Origin of the sequence: Candidatus Villigracilis affinis, assembly GCF_016705895.1 — a bacterium.
Classification (GTDB): Bacteria; Chloroflexota; Anaerolineae; order Anaerolineales; family Villigracilaceae; genus Villigracilis; species Villigracilis affinis.
In genome coordinates, this window is sequence record NZ_JADJKT010000004.1 from 23,176 (window position 1) to 48,672 (window position 25,497).

30 protein-coding genes and 1 pseudogene are annotated in these 25,497 nt (G+C 52.8%); 9 read left to right on the forward strand and 22 right to left on the reverse strand.

The genetic code is table 11. The annotated features are described in order from the left end of the window. The first annotated feature begins 289 nt into the window (after positions 1-289). On the forward strand, positions 290-1,222 hold the full coding sequence (locus IPI86_RS01440) for a ribonuclease Z (protein WP_345296195.1): 933 nt from the start codon (positions 290-292) through the stop codon (positions 1,220-1,222). Next, positions 1,212-2,186 carry a 6-phosphofructokinase gene (gene pfkA, locus IPI86_RS01445; protein ID WP_345296196.1) on the forward strand — a complete coding sequence of 325 codons (975 nt, stop codon included), beginning with the start codon at positions 1,212-1,214 and terminating at the stop codon, positions 2,184-2,186. Before IPI86_RS01440 ends, pfkA begins: the two co-directional genes overlap by 11 nt. A 54-nt stretch (positions 2,187-2,240) precedes the next feature. On the opposite strand, the gene IPI86_RS01450 is transcribed toward pfkA, so the two are convergent. From IPI86_RS01450 to IPI86_RS01485, 8 genes are all read right to left on the reverse strand, one after another. Then, positions 2,241-2,897, reverse strand: a complete 657-nt coding sequence (locus IPI86_RS01450) for an HD domain-containing protein (RefSeq protein WP_345296197.1) — start codon at positions 2,895-2,897, stop codon at positions 2,241-2,243. A gap of 107 nt (positions 2,898-3,004) precedes the next feature. Continuing rightward, positions 3,005-3,415: a hypothetical protein gene (locus IPI86_RS01455; protein WP_345296198.1), complete on the reverse strand. Its 411-nt coding sequence runs from the start codon at positions 3,413-3,415 to the stop codon at positions 3,005-3,007. A 3-nt stretch (positions 3,416-3,418) separates the two neighbouring features. Further along, a complete protein-coding gene (locus tag IPI86_RS01460; protein WP_345296199.1) occupies positions 3,419-3,988 on the reverse strand; it encodes a DUF5655 domain-containing protein in 570 nt (189 codons plus the stop codon). A 27-nt stretch (positions 3,989-4,015) separates the two neighbouring features. Then, entirely contained in the window at positions 4,016-4,420 is a 405-nt protein-coding gene (locus IPI86_RS01465) for a hypothetical protein (protein ID WP_345296200.1), read from the reverse strand. A gap of 167 nt (positions 4,421-4,587) precedes the next feature. Beyond that, positions 4,588-4,995, reverse strand: a complete 408-nt coding sequence (locus tag IPI86_RS01470) for a DUF1761 domain-containing protein (protein WP_345296201.1) — start codon at positions 4,993-4,995, stop codon at positions 4,588-4,590. A 72-nt stretch (positions 4,996-5,067) separates the two neighbouring features. Next, on the reverse strand, positions 5,068-5,283 hold the full coding sequence (locus IPI86_RS01475) for an AraC family transcriptional regulator (RefSeq protein WP_345296202.1): 216 nt from the start codon (positions 5,281-5,283) through the stop codon (positions 5,068-5,070). After that, positions 5,226-5,753: a DUF6597 domain-containing transcriptional factor gene (locus IPI86_RS01480; RefSeq protein WP_345296203.1), complete on the reverse strand. Its 528-nt coding sequence runs from the start codon at positions 5,751-5,753 to the stop codon at positions 5,226-5,228. The genes IPI86_RS01475 and IPI86_RS01480 overlap by 58 nt, the downstream gene beginning before the upstream one ends. Continuing rightward, a complete protein-coding gene (locus IPI86_RS01485; RefSeq protein ID WP_345296204.1) occupies positions 5,725-5,895 on the reverse strand; it encodes a hypothetical protein in 171 nt (56 codons plus the stop codon). Before IPI86_RS01485 ends, IPI86_RS01480 begins: the two co-directional genes overlap by 29 nt. Before the next feature lie 116 nt (positions 5,896-6,011). Between IPI86_RS01485 and IPI86_RS01490 the strand changes: the two genes are divergently transcribed. Both IPI86_RS01490 and IPI86_RS01495 read left to right on the forward strand, forming a co-directional pair. Then, complete coding sequence (locus tag IPI86_RS01490; protein WP_345296205.1) at positions 6,012-6,833, forward strand: DsbA family protein; 822 nt, start codon at positions 6,012-6,014, stop codon at positions 6,831-6,833. Between the two features lie 119 nt (positions 6,834-6,952). Beyond that, entirely contained in the window at positions 6,953-7,618 is a 666-nt protein-coding gene (locus IPI86_RS01495) for a deoxynucleoside kinase (RefSeq protein ID WP_345296206.1), read from the forward strand. Between the two features lie 87 nt (positions 7,619-7,705). On the opposite strand, the gene IPI86_RS01500 is transcribed toward IPI86_RS01495, so the two are convergent. The 5 genes from IPI86_RS01500 to rlmB all read right to left on the reverse strand — a co-directional run bounded on the left by IPI86_RS01500 (position 7,706) and on the right by rlmB (position 12,814). Continuing rightward, positions 7,706-8,338, reverse strand: coding sequence for an aminoglycoside phosphotransferase family protein (locus tag IPI86_RS01500; RefSeq protein WP_345296207.1), 633 nt, complete (start codon positions 8,336-8,338; stop codon positions 7,706-7,708). A gap of 26 nt (positions 8,339-8,364) precedes the next feature. After that, positions 8,365-10,497, reverse strand: coding sequence for a Tex family protein (locus IPI86_RS01505; protein WP_345296208.1), 2,133 nt, complete (start codon positions 10,495-10,497; stop codon positions 8,365-8,367). Between the two features lie 354 nt (positions 10,498-10,851). Next, positions 10,852-11,358 carry a family 1 glycosylhydrolase gene (locus IPI86_RS01510; protein ID WP_345296428.1) on the reverse strand — a complete coding sequence of 169 codons (507 nt, stop codon included), beginning with the start codon at positions 11,356-11,358 and terminating at the stop codon, positions 10,852-10,854. After that, the gene (locus tag IPI86_RS01515; protein ID WP_345296209.1) at positions 11,252-12,046 is read right to left on the reverse strand and encodes a family 1 glycosylhydrolase; all 795 of its coding nucleotides are present in this window, start codon (positions 12,044-12,046) and stop codon (positions 11,252-11,254) included. The genes IPI86_RS01510 and IPI86_RS01515 overlap by 107 nt, the downstream gene beginning before the upstream one ends. Before the next feature lie 39 nt (positions 12,047-12,085). After that, positions 12,086-12,814 (reverse strand): 23S rRNA (guanosine(2251)-2'-O)-methyltransferase RlmB, encoded by a 729-nt coding sequence (gene rlmB, locus IPI86_RS01520; RefSeq protein ID WP_345296210.1) that lies wholly within the window; start codon positions 12,812-12,814, stop codon positions 12,086-12,088. Between the two features lie 54 nt (positions 12,815-12,868). Here rlmB and IPI86_RS01525 point away from each other — a divergent pair, with 54 nt between their 5' ends. Next, a complete protein-coding gene (locus tag IPI86_RS01525) occupies positions 12,869-13,336 on the forward strand; it encodes a GNAT family N-acetyltransferase (protein WP_345296211.1) in 468 nt (155 codons plus the stop codon). Here IPI86_RS01525 and IPI86_RS01530 read toward each other — a convergent pair whose 3' ends face one another. The 5 genes from IPI86_RS01530 to IPI86_RS01550 form a co-directional block, all read right to left on the reverse strand. After that, complete coding sequence (locus IPI86_RS01530) at positions 13,337-13,489, reverse strand: hypothetical protein (protein WP_345296212.1); 153 nt, start codon at positions 13,487-13,489, stop codon at positions 13,337-13,339. It lies immediately after the preceding gene. A gap of 19 nt (positions 13,490-13,508) precedes the next feature. Continuing rightward, positions 13,509-14,783, reverse strand: coding sequence for an aspartate aminotransferase family protein (locus tag IPI86_RS01535; RefSeq protein ID WP_345296213.1), 1,275 nt, complete (start codon positions 14,781-14,783; stop codon positions 13,509-13,511). A gap of 145 nt (positions 14,784-14,928) precedes the next feature. Continuing rightward, positions 14,929-15,699, reverse strand: a complete 771-nt coding sequence (locus tag IPI86_RS01540) for a class I SAM-dependent methyltransferase (protein ID WP_345296214.1) — start codon at positions 15,697-15,699, stop codon at positions 14,929-14,931. A 179-nt stretch (positions 15,700-15,878) separates the two neighbouring features. Next, positions 15,879-17,276, reverse strand: a complete 1,398-nt coding sequence (gene cysS, locus IPI86_RS01545; RefSeq protein ID WP_345296215.1) for a cysteine--tRNA ligase — start codon at positions 17,274-17,276, stop codon at positions 15,879-15,881. Positions 17,277-17,380: 104 nt separating this feature from the next. Continuing rightward, the gene (locus tag IPI86_RS01550; protein WP_345296216.1) at positions 17,381-18,469 is read right to left on the reverse strand and encodes a PIN domain-containing protein; all 1,089 of its coding nucleotides are present in this window, start codon (positions 18,467-18,469) and stop codon (positions 17,381-17,383) included. A gap of 113 nt (positions 18,470-18,582) precedes the next feature. Between IPI86_RS01550 and moaA the strand changes: the two genes are divergently transcribed. From moaA to IPI86_RS01570, 4 genes and pseudogenes are all read left to right on the forward strand, one after another. After that, positions 18,583-19,563 carry a GTP 3',8-cyclase MoaA gene (gene moaA / locus IPI86_RS01555; RefSeq protein ID WP_345296217.1) on the forward strand — a complete coding sequence of 327 codons (981 nt, stop codon included), beginning with the start codon at positions 18,583-18,585 and terminating at the stop codon, positions 19,561-19,563. Next, complete coding sequence (locus IPI86_RS01560) at positions 19,553-19,936, forward strand: hypothetical protein (RefSeq protein WP_345296218.1); 384 nt, start codon at positions 19,553-19,555, stop codon at positions 19,934-19,936. The genes moaA and IPI86_RS01560 overlap by 11 nt, the downstream gene beginning before the upstream one ends. Further along, positions 19,870-20,277, forward strand: a complete 408-nt coding sequence (locus tag IPI86_RS01565; RefSeq protein ID WP_345296219.1) for an HAD family hydrolase — start codon at positions 19,870-19,872, stop codon at positions 20,275-20,277. Before IPI86_RS01560 ends, IPI86_RS01565 begins: the two co-directional genes overlap by 67 nt. Positions 20,278-20,448: 171 nt before the next feature. Next, positions 20,449-21,797: pseudogene (locus IPI86_RS01570) on the forward strand (malic enzyme-like NAD(P)-binding protein). Between the two features lie 111 nt (positions 21,798-21,908). Here IPI86_RS01570 and IPI86_RS01575 read toward each other — a convergent pair. The 4 genes from IPI86_RS01575 to IPI86_RS01590 form a co-directional block, all read right to left on the reverse strand. Continuing rightward, positions 21,909-23,141, reverse strand: a complete 1,233-nt coding sequence (locus IPI86_RS01575) for a PLP-dependent aminotransferase family protein (RefSeq protein WP_345296220.1) — start codon at positions 23,139-23,141, stop codon at positions 21,909-21,911. Between the two features lie 174 nt (positions 23,142-23,315). Next, complete coding sequence (locus IPI86_RS01580; RefSeq protein ID WP_345296221.1) at positions 23,316-23,735, reverse strand: NUDIX domain-containing protein; 420 nt, start codon at positions 23,733-23,735, stop codon at positions 23,316-23,318. 39 nt (positions 23,736-23,774) lie between these two features. Then, on the reverse strand, positions 23,775-24,629 hold the full coding sequence (locus IPI86_RS01585; RefSeq protein WP_345296222.1) for an EamA family transporter: 855 nt from the start codon (positions 24,627-24,629) through the stop codon (positions 23,775-23,777). 3 nt (positions 24,630-24,632) lie between these two features. Next, positions 24,633-25,496, reverse strand: coding sequence for an alpha/beta hydrolase (locus IPI86_RS01590; protein ID WP_345296223.1), 864 nt, complete (start codon positions 25,494-25,496; stop codon positions 24,633-24,635). Position 25,497 lies beyond the last annotated feature (1 nt).

Consider the following 25,497-nt stretch of genomic DNA (forward strand, 5'->3'; position numbering starts at 1 on the left):
AGATTATAGCACAAATGGTCTGTTATCTTTTGAGGCGCTTCTGGCTAACCGCAGGCTTGCCAAAAGATTTAACCACGGAATACATAGAGGCCACGGAGAAACAAAATCTCTGTGTACTCCGTGACCTTTGTGGTGATGTCTTTTGCAATATGGGTTTTCATGTCTGCCGGGCGTGAGAGATGCTTTTCTTTAAGGTACAATTGCAGGGTTTAATCGTCATTTATTGTTACGCTTTTCCCTTCCCCGGTGAAACCCGGGTTTTTCAATAAATTTTCCTGAGGAATTAAACTTGTTCGAAATACTTTTTCTTGGCACATCTGCCTCCGCGCCTTCTGCGAAACGCGGGCTTTCGGGACAGATCATTTCCCATAACGAATACCGGTTCCTCGTCGATTGCGGCGAAGGCACACAGAGGCAGATCCTTCAATCGGGTATCGGCTTCAAACGCCTGACTCGTATTCTGTTGACGCACGGCCACCTTGATCATATCCTCGGGCTGGGTGGTTTGCTGTCCACTTTTTTGCGCTGGGAAGCCATTGAAGAACTTGAGATCTACGGCGGGCACAGCACGCTTGAACGCGTGCGCACGCTTCTTTATGATGTAGTTCTGCGCGGCAACCAGCCGCCCATGCCGCTGGTGCTCAAAGAGATCAAACCCGGTGTGATCTTCGATGCCGAAGATTTTACCGTTACGGCTTTCCCGGTTACGCATCGTGGACCCGATTGCCTCGGATATATTTTTGAAGAGAAACCCCGCCGGCCTTTCCTCTCGCAAAAAGCGGATGAACTCGGCGTGCCATTCGGACCTGAACGCCGTGATTTGGTCGATGGAAAAGAGATCGTCCTCGCCGATGGCACGCGCATCAAACCTGACGATGTGCTGGGGGCGTGGGAAAAAGGCAGTAAACTCGTCCTTGTAGGGGATTCCGGCAGAACCGACAACCTGCTCGAAGTTTGCAAGGATGCCGATGCGCTCGTGATCGAATCCACTTATCTGGATGAAGAAGCCGACATGGCAAAGCAATTCTCTCATCTCACCGCGCGCATGGGCGCGGAACTCGCCATCAAAGCGGGGGTTAAGAGGCTAATTCTTACTCATATTTCGCGCCGTTACCGTGAAAAAGATGTGATCGCGGAAGCGCAATCCATTTTTCCAAAAACCGTAGTAGCCCGCGATTTTGACAATTATCAAATTAGGAAAGAAACAGACAATGGCAGATAAATTTACAGTAGGGTTATTAACTTCCGGCGGTGATGCGCCCGGCATGAATGCCGCGATCCGCGCCGTGGTGCGAACAGCATTGACCAACAATATGAATGTCATCGGAGTTCGTCACGGATACGAAGGCTTGATCAACGGCGAATTCACCCCAATGGATGCACGTTCAGTGGGCGGTATTTTGCAGCGCGGCGGAACCATTTTGCTCACCAGCCGCAGCAAGCGTTTTCAGGAACCAGCGGGCCAGCGCGACGCGATCCGCAAGATGAACGAAGCCGGCATGGATGCGCTGATCGTGATCGGCGGTGAAGGGTCAATGAACGGCGCGTATGCGCTCTCCCAAAAAGGCGTGAAGGTGATCGGCATGCCCGGCAGTATCGATAACGATATCTGGGGTACGAACATTTCCATCGGCACAGATACAGCCATGAACACCATTATGGAAGCCGTGGATAAACTGCGCGATACCGCCTCATCACATCAGCGTGCGTTTGTGATCGAAACCATGGGACGCAACAGCGGTTACCTCGCGGTGATGGCCGGCATCGTTTGCGGCGCGGAGATGGTCTTGATTCCTGAAGTGCCTGTTACCGGCGAGGAAGTTGCCACAGCGGTGGAATATGCCTATCAGCGCGGCAAGACACACGCGATCATCATCAACGCCGAAGGTTCCGCCATCAGCACCACGGATCTGGTGGAAAAAATTGACACGCTCGATCTGGGCTTTAAAACACGCATGACCATTCTCGGTCATATTCAACGCGGCGGCTCGCCGACTGCGTATGATCGTTTGCTCGCTTCCCGTATGGGCGTGAAAGCGGTTGAAGCGCTGGTGGAAGGTCAGCATGGCGTGATGACCGGCCTCAAAGGCAAGGGCGTGGATTTCATTCCGCTTTTGGATGTAATCACCAACAAGCGCAAGGTCAATATGGAGTATTACCATATGGCCAAGGTGCTGGCGAGATAAAACTTTGAAGAATGAAAACGCCGCCGGGATTATTCCCGGCGGCGTTTTTTTAAATTATGTTATGTCTTTTCCTTCCCACTCGTTCATAAACTGATCAAGAAAGCGGAGCATGACCTCATGCCGCTGTTCTGCTATTTTTTTTGCGGTTGCAGTATTCATCATATCTTTGAGCAATAGCAATTTCTCGTAAAAGTGATTGATCGTGGCGCTTTTGCTGTTCTTGTATTGTTCAAAGGTGGCGTGCATTTGCGGCGCGGACTCGGGATCGTACATCGGTCTGTTTTTGTAGCCGCCGTAGGCGAAGGCACGGCCAATGCCGATGGCGCCGATGGCATCGAGTCTGTCGGCATCCTGCACGATGAAGCCTTCGAGACTTTTCATTTTATTTTCCACGCCTGCGCCTTTGTAGGAAATGTGCATGATGATCTCGCACACTTTATCGGCAATGGAAATGTCCACATTGCACGAATCAAGCCAGGCTTTGGCGCGAAGCGGGGTTTCATCGCCTGAGTCGTTGAATTTCCAATCGTCGAGATCGTGAAGAAGCGCGGCAAGTTCCACGATGAACAAATCCGCTTTTTCGTGTTCGCAGATGGTGACGGCGTTTTTCCACACGCGGTAGATGTGCCACCAATCGTGGCCTGAGGAATCGTCGGAGAATTCCTGTTTGATGTAATCGGCTGTTTTTTGAATGATGAGAGATTGATTCATGAGGCTATTTTGCCACAAAAATCAGCCGTTCCATTTCATCCTCATATTATTTTTCAACACACAAAGTGCCTGACGGATCTCGCCAAGATGATAAGCGGTATGCACCACTACAGCGAGCGAGCCGCCGATTGAGTCTTCGTTCCAAACGGGGTTCTCGCGGAACAAGTTTGAAATGCGTTGATAGGCTCCCCGCAGCTTGTTTTAGAGGCGGCCCATTCTTCGGGCGTGACCTTTTCCACCGTGCGCCAGACTTCGCCCCAATCTGCGCGGCTGGTGTCGTGCTGCACCACATAGCGTTCGAGCACTTCCAGATAAAAGCTCACGTGGGCAACCTGCGCGGCGAGCGAGGCGCATTTTCCGCCAACGGGAATCGATGCTTCTTCCGCCGAAACAGTTTCAAGGGTCCGAAAAAGAGACGTGTCTTTGTCGAGGTAAATGCCGTGGGTGTTGTCGAATGTTTCGTCGAGCAGCGCCATCAGATTATTTAGAAAATCTTCCTGCTTGATCATTGCATCCATGAGTTATTCTGCTCCTTCAAATGCGGATTTGAGCCACGCGACAAGTTCCGCATCGACTTCACGCGCGTCACTGACATTAACGATGTAGTTGCACATGCTTCCTTTGGGCTGTTCCAGCAGGCGGGCATTTTGTTTGAAGTCCTTCGCGTTAATGCCAACCTCGAAACGCGTGTTGGTCTTTGGACCGATCATGGCAAATTGTTTTTTGCGGCGCAAACTGACATATCCTTTTTTGGGGACGATCTCGAATTCGCCAAACTTGTTGATCTCTTTCATCAGTTTTTCGTGAATGGGGCGGAAGCCCGCCTTCGCGCCTGAATAAATTTCATCAAGCACGGCATCTTCGTTTTTGCCTTCCGCGGCGCGTGTGCCGTCAGATTCAAAGATTGCATGAACGAGCGCGTTCGCATCGCCGTGCCCCAGCCCAAGTTTTTCCTTGAACATGTCGCGGAGTTCGCCGTGTTTGCTCAATCCGCTTTTCTTTGCGATGGCGGCCAACTCTGCAAGGGACTTGCCGGTTTTCTTTTGGATGTTGTTGATTTGGGTTTGAATGGCTTTATCAAGGCTACTCATAAATCAGCTTTTTATAGGGTCTCAAAGTTAATGACAGGCTGTGCGCCTTCGCTTGAAGGCAGTCAACCAGTTCACAGGCGCATCGGATCGAATCACGGACGTTTGTAAATTGAACACACGTTTTCCCCGACCTCGGGAGATTAATATTCCTCCCAACAAAAAGACAGCGAACATGCTGGCGACCACCGCAGGCCAGAACGGTGCAGAAGGCAGGCGGGTGGCAGCTTCTGATACTCCCGCCGCGATCAACCCCACATACGACCAATTCATGAATTCATAGTGAAATTCAAGCCAGCGTCCATGAGGAAGGCGAAGATAGGCGGGGATGAATCCAGCCAGCAGGGTGAGCAAACTTGCCAACGCTGCACCATGAAAGGTCCAAGTGACCCGTGAGTTGATAAATAAAAGCGCAGTGATGTTGAGTCCCAGCATGTTGAAAAGTAGGCATACCCCAGTTGTTTGTGCAGACGTCCCTTTGCGGGGCAATCAGTACACATGCGCCAAAGATCAAAGCTGAGACAGCGGACACCATATGAAATGTTGATACAAATTGATACATCATTCTCTTCTTTCTAAAGATCTACACACAATATTATTTTCTAGCGCCATATCCCGAGTATAAATCCGATAACCGTAAAATACATCGTGATGAAGCCGCCGTTGACGAAAATATATTTCCACGAGCGCTGTTCAAAGAGGGCAATGACCGCAAAGATCAGGGCCGCAAAACCGAAGCCAGCCAGAAAACCTGCCGCCGCGCCCCAGGCTGCGTTGGTATTCGCATCACCGAGGAAGAAGGCCAGGTTGTACGAGATTAGCAGTGAAAACAGAAAGGCAAGACCATAGGTCCTGGCAGGGTTTTGCTTTGCGAGTTGGTCTTCGGTCAGTTTTGTTTCAGCCAGCCAGGTTTTGTAAAACAGAACGGGCGAATACCACAATGCGCCCAGCGCCAGATTGAAAATGGCGCAAACAAGAACAGCGGCGTGATTAATATACAGGTTTTCCATGAGATTTCTCCTTTGTCTTTTTGGAGATAATCTTACATAAATCGCGCCTGGGTGTATTGGAGAAAATTTACATTAATTCACTGGAACATAGTTCAGCGTGGATGCCTTCCTTTTGATGTACTCATTGGGGGTGAATCCTGAAAATTCCTTGAAATTATTGATGAAGTGTGCCTGATCGTAAAAACCGCTGTCCATGGCAACTCCACTCCATTGAATGAATTGATTGTTTTCTATCGTTTCGATCGCTTTTTGAAAACGGGCGATCTTGAGATATTGTTTTGGCGGCACACCGACCTGCCCTTGAACAGGTCTATGAAGTGCTTTTGGGAATACCCAATCTGTTCGCCCAGTTTTTTGAAGTTGAACAAAGTTGGCTGGTGTAGCATGCTGGTCACCGCATATTTAACGCAGTTGGATTTCGTGCTTTCGTAAAGTTTATCCCCGGCGATGTTCAGCAGAAACAATTCAACCAGTTGGAACATTTCCTGTGGTGAATGGGCGGTAAGCAGTCTTTCGCGCAAACTGAGAATACTCCTGCCAAAGACTAGATCAGCCATGACGACTGAATCGGTCAGTTCGTTCATCGGAAACGGATAAAAAGGACGCGCCATTCCCTTTTTGAAGGCCACCACCAGCATCCTGCTTTCCCTGCCTGAAGGGATGGTGATGGGGCGGGTTCGCACCCCGCTGACCCAGACATGGCGGCAGGATTGAACGATTTTCAGCGTGTCATATATCGTAAATATGCTGGGGTTCATCCGACAGGTCAATGATGAGTTCCGTATTTCCATCGGGTAGAAATCTGTCCAGAGCGTGTGGCGGGCGCATGCCGCCAAAGTAAAGCATACTGTCGAGAAAGTCATTCAGTGGAAATGAAGGTTGGTGAATTTCGAAAAACATGACGATTGATCCTTTGTTTTATTATAGAACAAATATTCTGCCTGCGCAATGTCTTGGGTAAAAGTGAATCTTAGGCAAACTTAAGTCCTTTCCACAAAATGTCTGGAAAGACTATAATGCCATGTATGACTACCAAACCTAAAAAATCCATTCCCATCCTTGATAACGACGACGACGAAGAAGACGTCGTGGAAACCCCTGCTGTCATTCAGCAGGAACCCGAAGAGACCATCACTTTTAAGAAAAGCCATTTTTATTCGGTACTGGTCGTGCTGGCATTTGCCGTTGGCGTACTTGTTGGTTATGTAGCCTGGGGACCCGGCTCAGGCGCAACCGCTGCTGTGACTCAACAACAGGCAGCGGCTCCTGTGGCACAGGCTCCCGCTGCACAGCAGGCTCCGCAATATCAACGGTATGATATTCCCACCGCGGGCTTCCCCAGCCTCGGCCCGGATGATGCGCCGATTGTGGTCGTCGAATTCAGCGATTTCCAATGCCCGTTCTGCCGCCGCTTCCACGATGAAACCTACCAGTCTTTGTTGGATGCCTACCCCGGCCAGATCCGTTTTGTATATCGTAATTTACCGCTTACCTCCATTCACCCGAATGCGATGCCCGCTGCGGTTGCATCCCTTTGTGCCAATGATCAGAATGCCTATTGGGATTATCACGAAAAACTATTCAGCAGCGAGCAATTGGATGAGGAAACCTACATCCGCTACGCCGCTGATCTTGGGCTGGATACTGAAAAATTCACCGCCTGTCTTTCCAGTGGCAGCCATGATGCGGAAATTCAAGGCGACATGGATTTTGCCATCAACCTCGGTGTGCAGTCCACGCCGACTTTCTTCGTCAACGGGCTGGCCATTGTAGGCGCCCAGCCGCTGACAAATTTCCAGCAGATCATCGAAAAGGAACTGGCCGGAGAAATCCCCTAAAAAATCGGCTCACTAAAACAAGCAGAGTTCACGGAGTTCTTAAAATTTCCGTGAACTCTTTTTCTTTTTGGTATCATCACAGCCGAACAAAAAATCAAAAAATTCCCTGAGAGGGACACATGAAAAAGTTTGTAGCCATTGCTGGAAATATCGGTGTGGGGAAATCCACGCTTGTAAAAATGTTGTGCAACGAAATGGGCTGGGAACCGTTCTACGAACCCGTCACTGAGAATCCCTATCTCGCAGATTTTTACCAGAACATGTCTGCATGGGCGTTTCACTCGCAGGTATTCTTTCTCACCCATCGTCTGCGCTCGCACATGGGGCTTGCCCAGCATCCCAGTTCAGTGATTCAAGATCGCAGCGTATATGAAGACGCCGAAATTTTCGCGCAGAATTTGTACGACCAGGGCAACATGCAGGATCGCGATTATCGAACGTATCGCGAGTTGTACGAAACCGCCGTGCAGTTCCTGCCGCCGCCCGACCTCGTCATTTATTTGCGTGCTTCCGTGCCCACGCTGTTAAACCGCATCAACTCACGCGGACGCACCTACGAGCGCACCATTGCGCCCGAATATTTACAAAACTTAAATGACCTGTACGAATCATGGATCGAAAATTTCACACTCTGCCCCGTATTGGCTGTCCCCTGCGACGATCTCGATTACGTGGCGCATTCCGGTCACCTGCGCTTGATCATCGCCAAGGTCGAAGATAAACTTGTCGGAAAAGAAGAAGTGGTTTTCGAGCCCGATGAAGTGGCGCGCGCCGCAGAAGATTAAAAACAAAACCTCCCTCGGGAGGTTTTTCATTTAAGTTGAGCAAATATTTCCGCGCATTGAATGGCATTATCCTCTTCCATATTATCTTCAATGCTCCACCATGCGGACAGGACGGCATGAGCAGTTGCCCAGTGAATAATTTTTTCCCGCTCCCAGCCTAATCTCTCCGCGAGGATGCTCACCCGCCTCTTTGCCTGCACCTGGAAACTGATTCCGTCCGAAAATGCTGTCCCATGGGTTGAGCATGAGCGGACCTATCTCATACCCCGCCGGCCCGATGACTCCCTTTGGGTCAATAACGAGCCAGCCGCGTTCAGAGGAAAGAATATTATAGTGATGAAAATCGCCGTGCATTAATTTCACATCGGTATCGGCAAATAACTCAGGTAAAAATGATTCGACTTTCTCCAAAAGAACTTTTGGAAACGGTCCCAACCCGCCGTCAAAGTGTGGACGAATTTTCTTTAATCCGTTGAACCAATTCGATAATTTTATAAATTTATTTTCATTCGGAACTTCACGCCATAGCTTGCTCATCACCTCGGCGGCGATGAGCGTGCGTTCGTCATCGTCTTCGAGTTCAACGAGCATCTTGCCGGGCTTGAGTCTTTCCAACAGTAAAAAACCGCGCCTTAAAGAAGGAAGGACAGCGAGAAAATTCTCGCCGTCCTTTTTGTAGACGTTTTTTATAGTGGAGATGAAGGAGTCAGGGAGTTGCATGGCGTTGCGCGAGATATTATCTCGCGTTACTTTACCCAACCCAGGCCGATGCGTCCGCGTTCGGTTTCGATCTTTTGGATCTCTACGTCGATGATGTCGCCCACTTTGAGGACGGTGCCGTTCGGGATTTGGGATTTATGCAGAAGACCATCCTGCTTGACGCCGATGTCTATGAAGGCGCCGAAGTCCACTACGTTGCGGACGGTGCCTTTGAGCTGCATACCTGTCAGCAGGTCTTCGGCTTTGAGCACATCGGAGCGCAGGATGGGAGCGGGGGTATCGGAGCGCGGGTCACGGCCTGGGCGGACGAGTTGTTCGAGGATGTCTTTCAGTGTGGGTACGCCGCATTCGAGTTCGGCGGCTAATGTTTCGAGGGAGGTTTTTGCGGTGAGGGATTCCAAGGCGGCGATTCTGTCTGGGATGGACGAATCAACTGTCAGCGCGGCGCGAGCGAGAATGGATTCTGCTATCGCGTAGGATTCTGGATGGATCGCTGATTCATCCAACGGGTTCGCCCCATTTCGAATCCGCATGAAGCCTGCTGCCTGTTCAAAAGCCTTCGGGCCAAGCCCAGCGACCTTCTTCAATGCGGTGCGGGATTTGAAGGGGCCGTTCGCGTCGCGATGCGTGACGATGTTGGTGGCGAGTTTGGGGCCGATGCCCGCGACATGCGTGAGCAGCGCGGAGCTGGCGGTGTTGACATCCACGCCGACGCTGTTGACCACGCTTTCGACGACGCCGTCGAGGGCGTGCGTGAGCGCGGTTTGATCGACATCGTGCTGATACATGCCCACGCCAATGGACTTGGGATCGATCTTGACGAGTTCAGCGAGCGGGTCTTGCGCGCGGCGGGCAATGGATACCGCGCCGCGGATGGTGACATCGAGATCGGGGAATTCAGCGCGGGCAAGAGATGACGCGGAATAGACCGATGCGCCCGCTTCATTGACGATTGGGGAAGGATATTTTGTTTGCGGTGCGTTCTTGGTTAATTCGGCGGCGAGCTTTTCCGTTTCGCGTGAGGCGGTGCCGTTGCCGATGGTGATGAGCGTGACGTGATGGCGGTTGATCATATCCTGCAGGGTGTTGATCGAACCCTTCCAATCGTTCTTCGGCTCGTGCGGATAGATCGTGCCTGTGTCGAGCAGTTTGCCAGTGGCGTCCACGACGGCGACTTTGCAGCCTGTGCGGAAGCCAGGGTCGAGGCCGAGGACAACTTGATTCGCAAGCGGAGCTTGTCCGAGCAGGGCGCGCAGGTTGGTGGCGAAGACTTGAATGGCGTGGTTGTCGGCGACCTCGCCTTTTTCACGGCGGACATCGCGTTCGATGGCGGGGAGCAAAAGACGCTCGGCGGAATCTTGAATGGCGAGCGCGAGTTGATCGGCGAAGGGACTGATGATGTCCTGCTCGAATTCAGATTGAACGGCGTTGAGCCAGTCACGTTCGGGGACATCCACACGCACGCGCAGGATGCCTTCCTTTTCGCCGCGAGTGAGCGCGAGGATTTGATGCGGTTGGAGTCTGTCCACGCGCATGGAGAAATCGTAATAGCTTTCGTACACACGCTTTTCATCGGCTGCGTCTGCGATCTTCACAGAATGGACGGTGGAAAACTTGAGCGCCTTCTCACGAGTCGCGGCGCGGACGTTGGCATTTTCGCTGATCATTTCAGCGACGATGTCACGCGCGCCTTGCAAGGCTTCTTCGATATTCGCAACCTGGTCGTTGAGATATTTCTTGGCGAGTTTTTCAGGGGAGCCGCTGGTGGATTGCTTGAGAATTAATTCGGCCAGTGGTTCCAGTCCCTTTTCACGGGCGACCATGGCGCGGGTGCGGCGTTTCTTTTTGTAGGGCGCGTACAGGTCTTCGAGCGCGGTCATGGTGACGGCGGCGTTGATGCTCTCGCGGAGTTCGTCGGTGAGTTTGCCCTGCTCTTCGATGGAGGCAAGGATGGAAACTCGGCGTTCGTCGAGTCCGCGCAGGCGAAGGAGTTCATCGGCGATGATGCGGATCTGTTCGTCGTCGAGCGAGCCTGTCATTTCCTTGCGGTAGCGGGCAATAAACGGGACGGTGTTGCCTTCGTCTATTAAGTTGATAACTGCCGTAACTTGCGACGGCTTGACATTGAGTTGGGATGCGATCTGTTCAGCGTGGGTCATGGAAGAATTTTATCATGGGGAGGGTGGGAGTAAAAAGTGAGAAGTAAAGGGTTGAAAGTCAAAGGTCGAAGGTCGAAAGTCAAAGCAACCACGGAGACACGGAGGCACGGAGAAGACAGAAAAACTCTGTCTCTATGGCGGAAGTTAAAAAAACAGCGCACAGAGATTGCTCTCCATGCGCCAGTCACTTATTACTTTTCACTTCTCAACTTATTACTTATCTACGATGGAAACAATTTATCAAACACCTCAGGGCAATACTTCTGCACCATGTCGGAGGAGATGCCGTTCTCTTTGCAGATCTCGGCGTAGAAATCCACACTCGGGCGGCGGATTCTCTTTTGGGTGTCGAGGTCAAGACCCCACAGGCCGAAGCGATACTTCCAGGCGAAACTCCCATTCAAAGTTGTCCACGAGTGACCAGTGGAAATACCCCTTCACAGGCCAGTTGAAATTACATGCGCGCCAGACTTGATGCAAATGCTGGGCAAGATAGCGCGGACGCATGTGATCATCAGAATCTTCCACGCCGTTTTCGGTGATGATGATGGGCGTGTTTGGATAGGTGCGCTCGATCCATTTGATGGAGTTGAAGATACCTTCGGGGATATTGGCGAGGAAGTTCGTGTCGCTCATGTCCGCGTCTTTGGGATAGCCGCTGTTCGAGAATAATTCGCCAGGCTTGAAGAGATCGAACCACACCGTGTCCACGGAGTAATAGTTCAGTCCAAAATAATCCTGCGTGCCTTTGGCCTCAGGGGATGTTCTGACTGCCGACTGGCGAACGCATGATGCCCGTTGAAATGGCAGAGGGAAAGCCCATGTTGAGTCCCTCGTAGCGGATGTTGCGCATGAGTCTATCGAGCGGTGACCAGCTCAAACGCGGAACCATCGGGCGGTAGTGCAGGGCATAGCCCACACGGGCTTCGGGTTGCAACTCATGAATGGCGCGGTACGCAGCGGCATGTGCGCGCACCATGTTGCCAAGCACACGCATGGATAACCTGATGTCTTTCTTCCCTGGCGGGAATACGCCTTGCACGTATCCACTCAAAGTGTAGACGTTCGGTTCGTTGATCGTACACCATAGCGTGTTGTATTCCTTGAGCGCATCCACCACTTTGCGGGTGAACTTTTCGAAGAGGCCGACGATCTCGGGGTTTTCCCAGCCGCCGCGTTCCGTGACCCAGAGCGGGTCGGTGAAATGATGCAGCGAAACCAAAGCCGTCATGTTGCGTTCCTTCAGTCCGCGCAGCATGGAGCGGTATTTCTCGATGGCTTCCTCATCCCATGTATCGGGCGTCGGCTGAATGCGGCTCCACTCCAACGAGAAGCGATGCGCGTTCTGTCCCGTTTCGGCGGCGCGGTCGAAGTCTTCGCGCCAGCGTCCGCCCCACCAATCGGCAGCGAGGCCAGACTTGTGGACGGTGTGCCCCGCTTCTTCCCACGCGTGCCAGTTGTTGTTGGTGTTGTTGCCTTCCACTTGATGCGAGGCGGTTGCCGTTCCCCACAGAAAGCCTTTTGGAAAATGATAGGTTGCTTGAGGCATGATTACTCCAGACACAAACCCTAAAGGTCTTAAAGACCTTTAGGGTTTTCTTGATAAATACGCGAGATACAAAGCGACAGAGCCAGCGACAGCGGCGTTGAGGGATTCGATCTTGCCTTTCATGGGGAGCTTCAAAACGATGTCGCATTTCTTTCGGACGAGATCATGCAGCCCGTCGCCCTCTGAGCCGACGACGAGTCCCAATGCGCCTTTCAGATGACGAGATCCCGCTTCAACCTCCGCCCCAGCTTGATCCAGTCCGACGATCCAAATATCATTATCTTTGAGCGCGTCAATTGTCTGGGACAGATTCGCCTGCGCGATGAGCATGTGCTCGCTCGCGCCAGAGGATGCGTTGACCACGGCGGGAGTGACCTCCACAGAGCGGGCGGTGGGAATGACCACGCCATGCACGCCAAGCGCCTCGGCAGTGCGGATGAGCGTGCCGAAGTTCTGCGGGTCTTGCAGGGAATCGAGCATCAGCACAAAAGGCAGTTCCCCCTTCGCGCGTTCCAATATTTCGATCACATCCGAGTACGGATATTGATCCACCTCGGCCACGATGCCCTGATTATTCTGATGCACCTTATCCAGCTTGGGACGCGGCACGCGGCTGACCCTGATCTTCTGCTGCTGCGCCATTTTCAAAATATCAGCCAGGCGCCCTTTTTCCTGCACCCCTTCGGCGATCTCGATTGAAAATACCTGTCTGCGTTTTGCGCGCAGGGCTTCGTATACTGCATTGCGGGAATAGATAAGTTCTTTCATGATGGGTTGATTTTACATGAGAAACAAGTCTTCTGTGAATGTATAATTTTTAACATGAAAAGAGAGTTCATCATCACCCAAATCAACGCCAAAGATTCTCCCCTGCTGGATGATCTGTGCAAACTCCGCGATGGATTATCCGCGCATCACAACGACACGACATCATCCAGGCGGTTCAGGGAATTCATGATCAAACATCTCGGCGAAGAAACCATGCTCACCTTTTTGATCTTCGATGACGGCCAACCCATCGGCTACGGACTCGCCTTCGATGTCACTGAACATGCCTACATGCCCGAGTGGACTCGCAAGGGCTACATCACGCAATTCTTTGTAAGCGCGGCATATCGTGGGCAGGGCATCGGCGAAATGGGATTGAACTACATCCATGATTGGTTTCGCGCACGCGGCATCATCGATGTACTGCTCAATGTGGCAATCAAAAATGAAGTCGGCAACCGCTTCTGGCAAAAGAATGGGTACGTCCCTTATGCCACGCGCATGATCCGCCGATTGAAATAATCATTCTTTGTACGTGTTGATATTATCCAGCAAATCCAGCACCAACTCTTTCAAGTCACCGCGATTCGGCAGGGAGCCGATCAAACCATACATCGGCGCCATGCGCGAAGGCAACCCGCTGCCGCCGCCAAGAAGCGACGAAGCCTTGTTCATCAGATTGCTGACCGTCTCCTCAGGCAGGACTCTTGTCAACAGGTTTGCAGCTTTGACTAAAAACTTCGTCGCGGTCTTTCTTAGCCCGGGCCTGCTGACTCTTTCTGCGGCATTCGCCAAATCTGTGAGAAACTCCGCCGCCCGCCTGCGCATGGACGTAATTCACAGTCACATGCAACGACGGGGGAAAAATCTGTCTGTCCAAATGCCAGCCGCGCAGGGCAAGTTCATCGGCGAGTTCGTACACATCCATGGAATCAGATGCGATGGCGAAGACGCTCATCTCAGGGTTGCTCAACACCTTCAAACCGGGAATCGCATTGATGCCATCTTGAAATATCTTCGCTGTGCGCATGACGATATCGGTGATCTCAAGGTAACCATCTTCACCCAAATAATTGAGCAAAGCCCAAGCTGCAGCGACGGGTCCGCCGGGGCGCGAGCCAGCCATGCCAGCCGACGGGTATATGCCGCCCGGCCAGTCGGTGGAGACAAACATTTGATGGCGGCGCAGTTCCGAGGTCCGATAAAGAACGAGGGAGGCGGGTTTGGCGGCGTAGGCGTACTTGTGCAAATCCGCTGAGATGGAAGTCACGCCCGGGACGTTGAAGTCAAAATCAGGCACGGGGTATCCCAACTTGCGGACGAAGGGCAGCATGAAGCCGCCCACACAGGCATCCGTGTGAAAGAGCAGACCGTGTTCCTGCGCCAGCGCGGCGAGTTCACGAATCGGATCGACCACGCCATGCGGATACGACGGAGCCGAGCCGACCAGCATGATGGTGTTCGGCGTGATGGCGCGGCGCGTGGCTTCCACATCGGCGCGGAAATCATCACGCACGGGAATGTGAATCATGCGCACGTTGAAATATTCGCCCGCCTTATCGAGCGCGGGGTGGGCGGTGCTGGGAAGAATGATCTCAGGGTTCGTAATGCCGCGCTTTGCACGCGCATAATCGCGCGCGGTCTTGACCGCCATCAGCAGGGACTCGGTGCCGCCTGAAGTCATCGTGCCCGCCACTTTGTCATCGCCACCCAACAGGTTGGATGCCATCGCGATGATCTCATTCTCAAACTTGCTCAGGCTGGGGAAGGCCGTGGGGTTGAGTCCGTTCTCCGAGAAGAACATGGTGTAGGCTTCTTTGAGCAGGTCATCGATCTCTTCCGAGATGTGATAGACCAAGCCGAAGACTTTCCCGTTTTGCCATTGCGCATCTTTATCCCGCGCACGGCGCATGGATGCGAGAATATCTGCCTTGGTTTTGCCTGATTTGGGAAGTGAGAGTGTGGGCATGGGGAACTCCTTTTGGGATGGGCAAAGTTTAGCATGATTTTTTGGAAGGCAAAAGTAAGAGTCAAAAAAACTTCCAAGACCATAATCTCAGAAGTTTTTAGGAGGGGGTTTGTCGCACTTGGAAACGCGACCTACGGGACTAACATTAAGCAGGTTTGACCAGTTGAAAAGATAGATAGACCCGCTCGCCGTTGACGAAACTGTTGTAGATGGAGGAACCTTCCACGCCAGCGAAGGCTTCCATGATGGGGTGCAGGATCTTTGGGGATAGGCGATGAGCGAGAGTGCGAAAGCGTTCTGTCGTGCGCTGCAAAGCACTGACTACGTGTGCGGTAATGTCCGTTTTGGATGCGATCTGGAAATTAGCGGTGATGTCTTTTTCCCATTGGGAGAGTTCGTCACGCGGGCGGAAGTCGGCATGCAGTAATCGTCCGCCTGGCTTGAGTACGCGTTTGGCCGAGGCAAAGAAAGCCTTCTGGTCTGGGTAGCAGTGGGATGCTTCCACGTTGATGACCGCGTCGAAGGAGTTTTCAGGAAAATCGAGTGCCTGTGCATCGCCGATGCGGAAGTCAATGTTTAGGGAGGCGTGTGTTTTGTGGCAAAAATCAATGGCCTTGGGATTCTGGTCAATGGCGGTGTAGAAGACTGGGTGATGATAGCGGGTGAGGAAGGATGCCCCGCCGCCATGTCCGCAGCTGACTTCGAGGACATTTTTCCCATCCAGGGGCCAAGTCTCAGCGACGTGGTGATAGAGCTGAATGGCGGGACGATTGATTTCATCTTGCGGGTCAAGCGGGAGGGTTTCGCCTTCCGGCGGCCAGTAGCCGTAGTTGAGGAAGGTGACGGCGTCAGTGCCGATTCGTCCGCTGAGGTATTGGTACCAATGTTTCCAGAATGTTTGTCTAAAAGATGGCATGGTCACTCCTACCGTTAAAGAATTTCTATTTATAAAACAGCATGCGCATTCAGCGTCGAGGTTCTTCGCTCACTTGCACCGCGCTGTGGATGCAATGCGGGGGTCGCTCAGAACGACACTGCATAAGATGAGTTAACAAAACAGCGGCACAATATTGTGCCGCTGTGCTTTACCGAGACTTATCCCCATCTCCAGGTCGTGCCGTCTTTGCTGTCTTCGATGGTGACACCGAGTTCTTTAAGTTTATCTCGAAGCTGGTCAGAGAGTGCCCACTGTTTTTGTTTGCGGGCTTCGGTGCGCTCTGCGATCAGGGCGTTGACTTGTGCCTCGACTTCGCTGGAACCTTGTTTCTCTTCGAGTTTGAGTCCGAGGACGGCAGCCAGTTCGCTGAAAGTGGATTGGGCGGATTTGAGCTGGTCACTGGTTGCGCCATTATCGCGAGCCGTGTTGATGGCTTTACTCAGTTCGAACAAGGCGGCGATGGCGCCTGCGGTGTTGAAGTCATTGTCCATGGCTTCGGTGAAGTTGGCTTTGGCTGAGTCCGCGGCGGATGCGAGGGTGGAGAGTGCTTCGGCGCTGAGTCCCTTTGCGGAGGCAGAGGCAGGCCGCAGGGCGGATTTGAGGCGCTCGACATTTTTTTCCGCGGCGTCGAGGGTATCGTCATTGAAGAGCAGCGGCGCGCGATAGGTCCCGTTCAAGACGAGCATGCGCATGACATCGGCGGAACGCTTGGATAAAAAGTCCTTGATGCTGATGATGTTACCGAGCGACTTGGACATTTTTTCGCCGCCGAGTTGCAGCATGCCGTTGTGGACCCAGTAGCGGGAGAATTCCTTGCCGGTGTAGCTTTCGCTTTGGGCGATTTCGTTTTCGTGGTGCGGGAAGATGAGGTCATTGCCGCCGCCGTGGATGTCGATCTGTTCACCGAGTTCGGCGAGGTTCATGGCGGAGCATTCGATGTGCCAGCCGGGGCGGCCTTTGCCCCACGGGCTATCCCATGAGATTTCGCCGGGCTTGGCGGCTTTCCATAAAGCAAAATCCATAGGGTGATCCTTGGCTTCACCGACTTCGATGCGCGCGCCTGCCTGCATGTCATCAAGCTTGCGACCCGAGAGGCGGCCATAGTCATCATCGCTGGTAACGCGGAAGTACACATCGCCGTTGGAGGCGGCATAAGCATGCTCTTTTTGGATCAGCCCTTCGATGAACTGGATAATGAGCGGCATGGTCTTGCTGACCTGCGGATTGGATGTGGCAGGCAGCACGTTCAGACTCTTGAGGTCGGCGGCGTAATCTTCGATGTAGCGCTGTGACAGTTTGAGCGGGTCTTCGTTAAGCTGTTTGGCGCGGTTGATGATCTTGTCGTCCACGTCGGTGTAGTTCATGACGTGCTTGACGGTGTAGCCGCGATACTCAAGGTAGCGGCGGATAATATCGAAGACCAGCGCCGACATGGCATGGCCAACATGCGCGTCGTTATAAACCGTCACACCGCACACGTACATTTTGACGAGGTTCGGTTCGAGGGTTTGGAATTCTTCGGTTTTGCGGGTGAGGGTATTGTAGATTTTCAGCATGGGTCTATTTTAACCACAGATGAACACAGATGAAAGGGATTTATAAGGGCAAAATAAAACAGGACGCCTCTCGACGTCCTGCTCACTGACCATTGTTCACTACCTTATTTACTGCCCTTCCCCTTTTTCCCGCCATTCTCTTCCTCCACACGGCCAAAGATCATGCGGCCTGCGGCGGTTTGCAGGACCTTGGTGATGTTCACTTCCATGTATTCACCGATGTAGTCCTTGCCGTTTTCCACCACGACCATCGTGCCGTCGTCCATATAGCCCACACCCTGACCGTATTCCTTGCCTTCCTGCATGATGTTGATGCGCAGGGATTCGCCGGGCAACACCACAGATTTGACGGCATTCGCCAGTTCGTTGATGTTGAGGACCGTCACGCCCTGTAATTCGGCGATGCGGTTGAGGTTGTAATCATTTGTCAGCACCGGACTCTTGAGTTGTTTGCCGAGCACGATGAGTTTATCGTCCACTTCGCGCACGCCTTCCACATTGATATCTGAAATGCGGACCAGCACGTTGGGGAGTTTCTGCAATTCGGAGAGCACTTCCATGCCGCGGCGTCCGCGCTGACGGCGCATGCCATCCGGGGAGTCAGCGATATATTGAAGCTCGTTCAACACAAAGCGCGGAATGAGAAGCGTCCCGGGCAGAAATCCCGTTTTGGCGATATCGGCCACACGACCGTCGATGATGACACTGGTATCGAGCAGGATGTTGCGGTTGAGGTTCGTCCAAGAGGAAGAACCGCCGCCCTCGCCACGTCCACTTAATGCGCTGAGCAATCCCATAATGTCACCCTGACGCATGGTGAACAGGGAAATGCCGAGATAGGAAAAGACCAGCACCCCTAAAAAGGGCAGGATCTGACCAAACGGCTCAGGCAGCAGTGAAAGCGGAAAGCCCAACAAAGCCGCGATCAACAGGCCCACGACCAGCCCGGTGAGGGCCGCGAACAAACTTTCCGCCGCAAGCCTGCCCAACAGTGAGCGCAGATAACGGGCCGGGCGTGTGGTGAAATACGGTGTGAGGATGATGCCCGCCAGTGCGCCGACCAGCACGGAAAACGTAGTCGTAACGATCGGGTCAGTTTCCGGATTGGCCTTTGTAAAATTGACTCCCCAGAAGCCGCCCCCAATTGCGAGCACGAACATTGCAAAAATACGAAGAAAAAATTCAAAACTCATAATAACTCCTTTATAATGAATGCAAGATAATAAGAGATAATAGCACGGGTGACACCCATCGTCAATCGCCCCCAAGAAGATTCATATATTATTGTTATAATCTGGAAAATACCATGGCAACTGACCGTTTTGGACGAAACATTCACTACCTGCGCATCAGCCTGACGGACCACTGCAATTTACGTTGTGTATATTGCATGCCGGAGGATATGACCTTCCGCCCCAACGCAGACCTGATGCAGGATGACGAAATTCTGACCTTCGCGCGCCTGTTTGCCAGCCTCGGCTTCGACAAGATCCGATTGACTGGCGGCGAGCCGACTGTGCGCGCCAATATCGTGGACATCGTCCGCGGGATTTCCTCCACCGAGGGCATCCGCTCCGTTTCCATGACCACGAACGGGCTCCTGCTTAAAAAACTGGCCCAACCCTTGGCAGATGCCGGCCTGCAGCGCGTCAACATCAGCATCGATACCCTCAACCCCGATAAATTCAAACGACTCACCCGCTGGGGCAAAGTGGAGGAAGTCTGGGAAGGCATCCTCGCCGCGGAACGCGCGGGGCTCACCCCGGTCAAACTCAACGCGGTGGTGGTCAAGGGCTACAACGAAGAAGATGTTGTTGACCTGGCAGCCCTCACCATTGACCATCCCTGGCAGATGCGCTTTATTGAAATGATGCCCTTCGGCGGCGCAACCGACCTGCAGGTCAATCAGGTCATCACCATGAAACAGATTCAAGACAGCATCGAATCTGAATTCGGAAAACTGGAAACCGCAAACGACGGAAAACTCGACGGCGAAGCACAGGTTTTCCATATTCACGGCGCAAAAGGAAATGTCGGATTCATTTCATCGGTCACGCATCCGTTCTGCTCCGCCTGCACGCGCGCACGTCTTACCGCCGATGGAAAATTACGCCTGTGCCTGTTGCGCGAAAAAGAAGTGGACCTGCTCACGCCCATGCGCGCTGGAGCAGACCTTGAAGAATTACGCAGACTCCTCCTCGACGGGGTCTGGGAAAAACCCTGGGGTCACGGCCTGGCAGATGGAGTCATTCCATTGAATCGGGTCATGAGTGAAATTGGAGGATAGCATTAACAACATCAAAGCAGTCCTGTTCGATCTTGACGGAACGCTTCGTCATCACCTCCCCTCTGGTGGGGAGGTTTTTGTGGAATATGTCCGCAGCATGGGCTTTCAAGTCTCGGAAGAAGATCGCATCCGTGCCGAACATTGGGAGCATTTCTATTTCGCCTCCTCGCTGGAGATCCGCAAGGACAGTGAAACCTACAAGGATGATCGCAGCGGCTTCTGGGTCAATTTCGGCAGGCGGCGTCTGGTGGCGCTGGGGCTCAAACCGCCGATGCCCTCGAACTCGCTCCGAAAGTATCCGCGCATATGGACGAAGCCTACAAACCCCAGGTGCATGTTCCGCCCGATGCGCACACTCTGCTGTCTTCCCTGAAGAATGAAGGCTACGTTCTCGGCGTGGTATCCAACCGCGAAACACCCTACCATGATGAACTGAAGGAATTGAAACTCGATTCCTACTTCAAGTTCCTGCTTGCGGGCGGCGAAGTGAATTCCTACAAACCCGACAAGATCATCTTCGAACGCGCATTGGAATTGGCCGGGACCTCCGCGCCTGAAACGATGTACATTGGTGACAACTACTTTGCCGATGTGATGGGAGCGCATCGCTCCGGGCTGATACCTGTTCTCTACGACCCGACCAGTCTCTTCCCCGATACAGGCGGCTTCGCGTTCATCAGGTCATTTACTGAACTGCCCGAATTGTTGAAATAATCAAACACATAGATTGCAGACTTCAATCTGCATCCTCCGCCAATACCGCGAAACCTCAAACGGTTCGCGGTATTGGCGTTAAAATGAATAAGTAAATATTATTCGCCCTGAACTGGTGGTTGCATTTATCCAGGCAGGGCGGTGGTGAAACACACAACAAAGGAGTCAAACATGGCCTGGGAACGAAAACTCATTCGAACCGTACGCATTCGTAATTCACAAAAGACGGGGGTGCTCGCCCGGTTGTTGACTGCCATCGCCGAGGCAGGCGGAAACACGGGCAGTCTTGTGCTATTAACCGAAACATCACAAAACGTCGTGCGCGACATCACCATCAGCGCAGAAAATGAAGCGCACCTTGAGACCATCCTGGAGGCCATGCGCAAGAATGAAGGCACTCGAATCATCGAAGTGCGCGACGAAGTGCTGGAGCTTCATCAAAAAGGCAAGATCGCCATCCGCTCGCGCTACCCCATCGAATCGCTGACCACTCTGCGGCGCGTGTACACCCCCGGCGTTGCCGAAGTCTGCCTCAAGATCGCCAAAGACCCGTCGCAGGCGCGCTTGTACACCAGCATCAGCCACATGGTCGCCATCGTCACAGACGGAACCGCCGTGCTTGGGCTCGGCGATATCGGTCCGCTGGCAGGGATGCCCGTCATGGAAGGCAAAGCCATGCTGATGGAAACGCTCGTCGGCCTTTCAGGGATTCCCATTTTGCTCAACACCAAAGACACCGAAGAGATCATCGCCGCAGTGGCCGCCATCTCCCCGACCTTCGCCGCCATTCAACTTGAAGATATTTCCGCGCCGCGCTGTTTCGAGATCGAAGAAAGATTACAAGCCATGCTCGATATCCCCGTTCTGCATGATGACCAGCACGGCACGGCCGTCGTTTGTACGGCGGCGTTACTGGTGGCTACCCGCGAAACAGGCACGGACTTGAACAAGGCTGTCATCGGGCAGATCGGCCTTGGAGCCGCTGGTCATGCCATCGGTGTGATGATGATGCGCCTGACGGGCAACCCAGTCTATGGCGCAGATTTGAGTCCCGAAGCGTTGGATCGCTTTGAAAAGGCAGGCGGTAAAAAATCCAACTTAAAAGAAGTCATGGAAAAATGTGACATCGTGATCGCCACCACGGGCGCGCCGAATCTCATCAAGCCTGAAATGGTACGTATGGGACAGATCATCCTCGCCCTCTCGAACCCCAATCCCGAGATCGATCCCGACGTTGCCATGGAACACGGCGCGGCCTTTGCTGCAGACGGAAAATCAGTGAACAACGTGCTCGGATTCCCCGGCATCTTCCGCGGCGCAGTGGATGCAAATGCCCCGCGCATCACGCATGAAATGCTGCTTGCCGCCGCGCACGTCATCGCTGAAATGACCCCGCCCGGCGAACTCGTCCCCAGCCCCTGGATAAAAAGGTACACCGCGCCGTGGCCCGCGCCGTGGCAGAGATGGCGATTAAACAAGGCATCGCCCGCGCCGATTATGTGCCGTACGTGGAAGAGTGAAAATCAAAGATAAAGGATAAAAGACGGCCTGCCTTTTTGAGCAAGCCGTCTTTTGTTTTCCATTTTCTACATTTTACTTTTCACTTCTTACTTTCTATTTTTCACACCCACTTACTTCTTCCCATTCTTCAACGCCTCTTTCAAAGTCAGCGCCAGACGTGAAATTCCCTCACGGATGTTCTCCGGGTTGGAGAACGAAAAATTGAGACGCATGGTATTTGCCCCTCCGCCGTTGGGGTGGAAGGCGGCTCCAGGCACAAAGGCCACCTTGCGTTCAATGGCAACCTTCAACACTTCAGCCGCATCCACATTCTCAGGCAACATGCCCCACAGGAACATACCGCCTTGCGGCTTCGTCCAGCGCACATCAGGCGGAAACAATTCATCCATCAGTTCGAGCATCACATCGCGCCGTTCCTTATACGTGGCGCGGATCACTTTCACATGCTCATCCAAAAAGCCGCCCTTCGCCACCTCATAAGCCACGTTCTGATTAAACGATGAAGTATGTAAATCGGCGGCCTGCTTGGTCATCACCAATTTGCGAATGACCTGCGGCGGCGCAATGACCCACGCAAGGCGCAGACCCGGAGCAAGCAGTTTTGAGAATGTGCTCAGGTAAATAACGTTACCGGTATATTCGCCATTATCCTCGTTACGATAGCGGCTGTCGAGAGTCGCCACCGATGGGATGTGTTCCCCGTCGTAACGCAATTGCCCGTAGGGATCGTCTTCCACGATCGGCACACCGTATTGATCGGCCAACAGCACCAGCCGCTTGCGGCGCTCAAGGCTCATCGTGGAACCCGATGGATTTTGGAAATTCGGAAGCACATAAATGAACTTCGGACCAATACGCAGCGCCTCTTCCAGTTTATCCACGATCATGCCGTCTTCATCCGAAGGCACGGAAATATATTGCGCGCCGTAGGCATTCCACGCCTGCAATGCGCCCAGATAGGTGGGCGACTCCACCACCACATAATCGCCGCGATTAATGAACAGCCTGCCGATAAAATCCAGCGCCTGCTGTGAGCCGGATGTGATCATGATATTTTCAGCGGTGACCCTCACGCTAAAACGTGCATTGTGCCGCGCGATCATTTCGCGCAAAGGCAGGTACCCTTCTGTGGTGCTGTACTGCAAAGCCTGCGCGCCGTGGTCTGTCAACACCTGGTTGCAGGCTTCCTGAAACTCCTTCAACGGAAAAACCTCAGGCGCGGGCAATCCGCCTGCAAATGAAATAATATCGGGCTGTTCGGTGAACTTCAACAGTTCGCGGATGACCGAGCTTCCCATTTTTTGTGTACGGTGGGCGTAGCGATACTCCCAGGGTGTCTGCATTTTTTCTCCTTAATGAACGGAATAAAAAAGCCTGACAGGTACGTGTGTACCCGTCAGGCTGACTGACTTAAGGCATTAATATGCCCAAAAGGTCAAAGGCCGCTATTCTTTCCATGGTACCTTTATCTTAACCATTTTCAGGCGGGACTGCAACCTCATTTTGTATGAAACGCATTATGACAAATTTCCTGCAATGATCCGCTCGACAGAAGTCCGCGTGTACGAATCCAATGGCAGATGAAGAGCCGCTTCGGGACTCACCCAAACATGCTCCTCCGCCTCATCATTCAGTTGCACCGACAGGGAATCCGTCTTGCAGGCATAATCGAAGAAGATGAAATGCCGCCGTTTCCAAAATGACGGGTCGTAAATGAACTGCTGAAAATTGATGAACTTCAGATCATAGATATCCAGCCCCGTCTCCTCTTTCGCCTCGCGGATGGCCGCCTCCTCCAGCCGCTCGCCCAATTCCACATGCCCGCCGGGGACAACATACTTCTCCGGCCATTTATGGCTTTTCAACAACAACATCTCACCCGCCTGGTTGAAAATAAAAACGCCCACTGTCGGTTCTGGAAAAATCTGGTCTGCCATACCGCCTCCGTTCATCCGTGAATCCGTGACAAAGTCCGTTTACCCAAACACGGCGATCACCATCACCCCTGCAAACACGATCGCAGAGCCCACCACGCGGATACCGCCCATTTCTTCCTTCAAGAATCTCCAGCCAAGGAAGGCTCCAATGACCGCGCTCACTTCACGAATCGCACCCGAGTAACTCAGCGGCGCGAAGGTGTACGCAAACAAAGCCAGCATGTAAGCCACCAGCCCAAGCACGCCGCCGATCAACAAATATCCGCGATTTTTCTTCCACACACTGACGAACGAACGCCACCCATAACGATGGGTGAGATACGGCGTCGTCACGAACGGAACCATCACGAACATGGATAATCCATACGGCAGGGCGGGACCGTGCTTCACGGCATTGCCATCAATGTAGGTATAGACCGAGATGATCAAAGCCACCGAAAGCGCGGTCAGAATTCCGCGCAGGTGTGGTTTCTCTTCGTGATTCTGCATCAGTGTCGTCGCGCCGATCAGAATCATTCCGCCTGTGATCATCGCCAGGCCAATGTACCCGCCTGTGGTCAATTGCTCATGCAGGAAAAGCGCAGTCCACAATACGAGCAGGGCGGGAGCCGCTCCGCGCGCAATGGGATACACCAGCGAAAAATCGTGGTCACTGTAGGCGATGCACAACAGAATAAAATAGATCGCTTCGAGGATCATGCTTAAAACAGCAAAGAACCACATCGAACGCGGCGGCAGTCCGGTGAAGAAGATCAACACCGTGGAGAACACGCCGCTCAAGATGACCTGCCACCCCATGGCAATATATTTTTCCTCTGCGCTTTTTAACAAAAAATTCCATGTGGCATGCATCGCCGCGGAAAAAAACAGCAAAACAAGGGCAAGGATCGGCATGAATTACCTCAGGAACTCGATCAGGTTTTTGTTCACTTCATCGGCCTCATCATGCTGAACCCAATGCGTGGATTTTTCAAACAGCACGGCCTTCCCGTCATCGCACAGTGCAATCGACGGCTCCACCATTTCATGGCTGAGCGCCACATCCCGCTTTCCCCACAACATCAAAGTTGGGACGGTCACCCTGCGCGCCGAAGACTTTTTACCGAATGTATAACGCAAGCCGCGCCGCACCGCCGCGCGATACCAGTTCAACATTCCTGTCATCGCACCGGGCTGTGACCAGGCTTTTTTATATTCGGTCAAGTCCTGTGAAGTGAACGTGCTTTTGCGCCCCGAACCCACCAGCATCCGCGCCATGTTGTGGAAGTTGTTTCTGCTCAAAAACCACTCCACATAGGCGGGAATTTGGAAAAAGAAAACATACCAGGATTTCTTCCGCTGCGCAGGATTTCTAAGCACAAAATCTGTCATCACATCGGGATGCGGCACATTCAAAATGGCAAGCTTCTTCAAACGGTGCGGATGATTAAGCGCCACCGTCCAAGCGACGACCGCGCCCCAATCATGTCCGACAAGGAAGGCTTTCTCAATGCCAAAGTGATCGAACAAGCCGATGATATCCTCCGCGAGGACATCCACATCGTAAGATGAAATTCCCTTCGGTTTATCAGATAAGTTGTAGCCGCGCTGGTCTGGCACAATGACCCGAAACCCCGCCGCCACCAAAGCGGGGACTTGTTTTCTCCAACCATAGCTGAATTCGGGAAATCCATGCAATAAAATGACCGGCGTCCCTGTTTGCGGGCCGTCGGTCATTACATGCAGGTTGATGTTATTTGTTTTTACAAATTGACTGTGCATC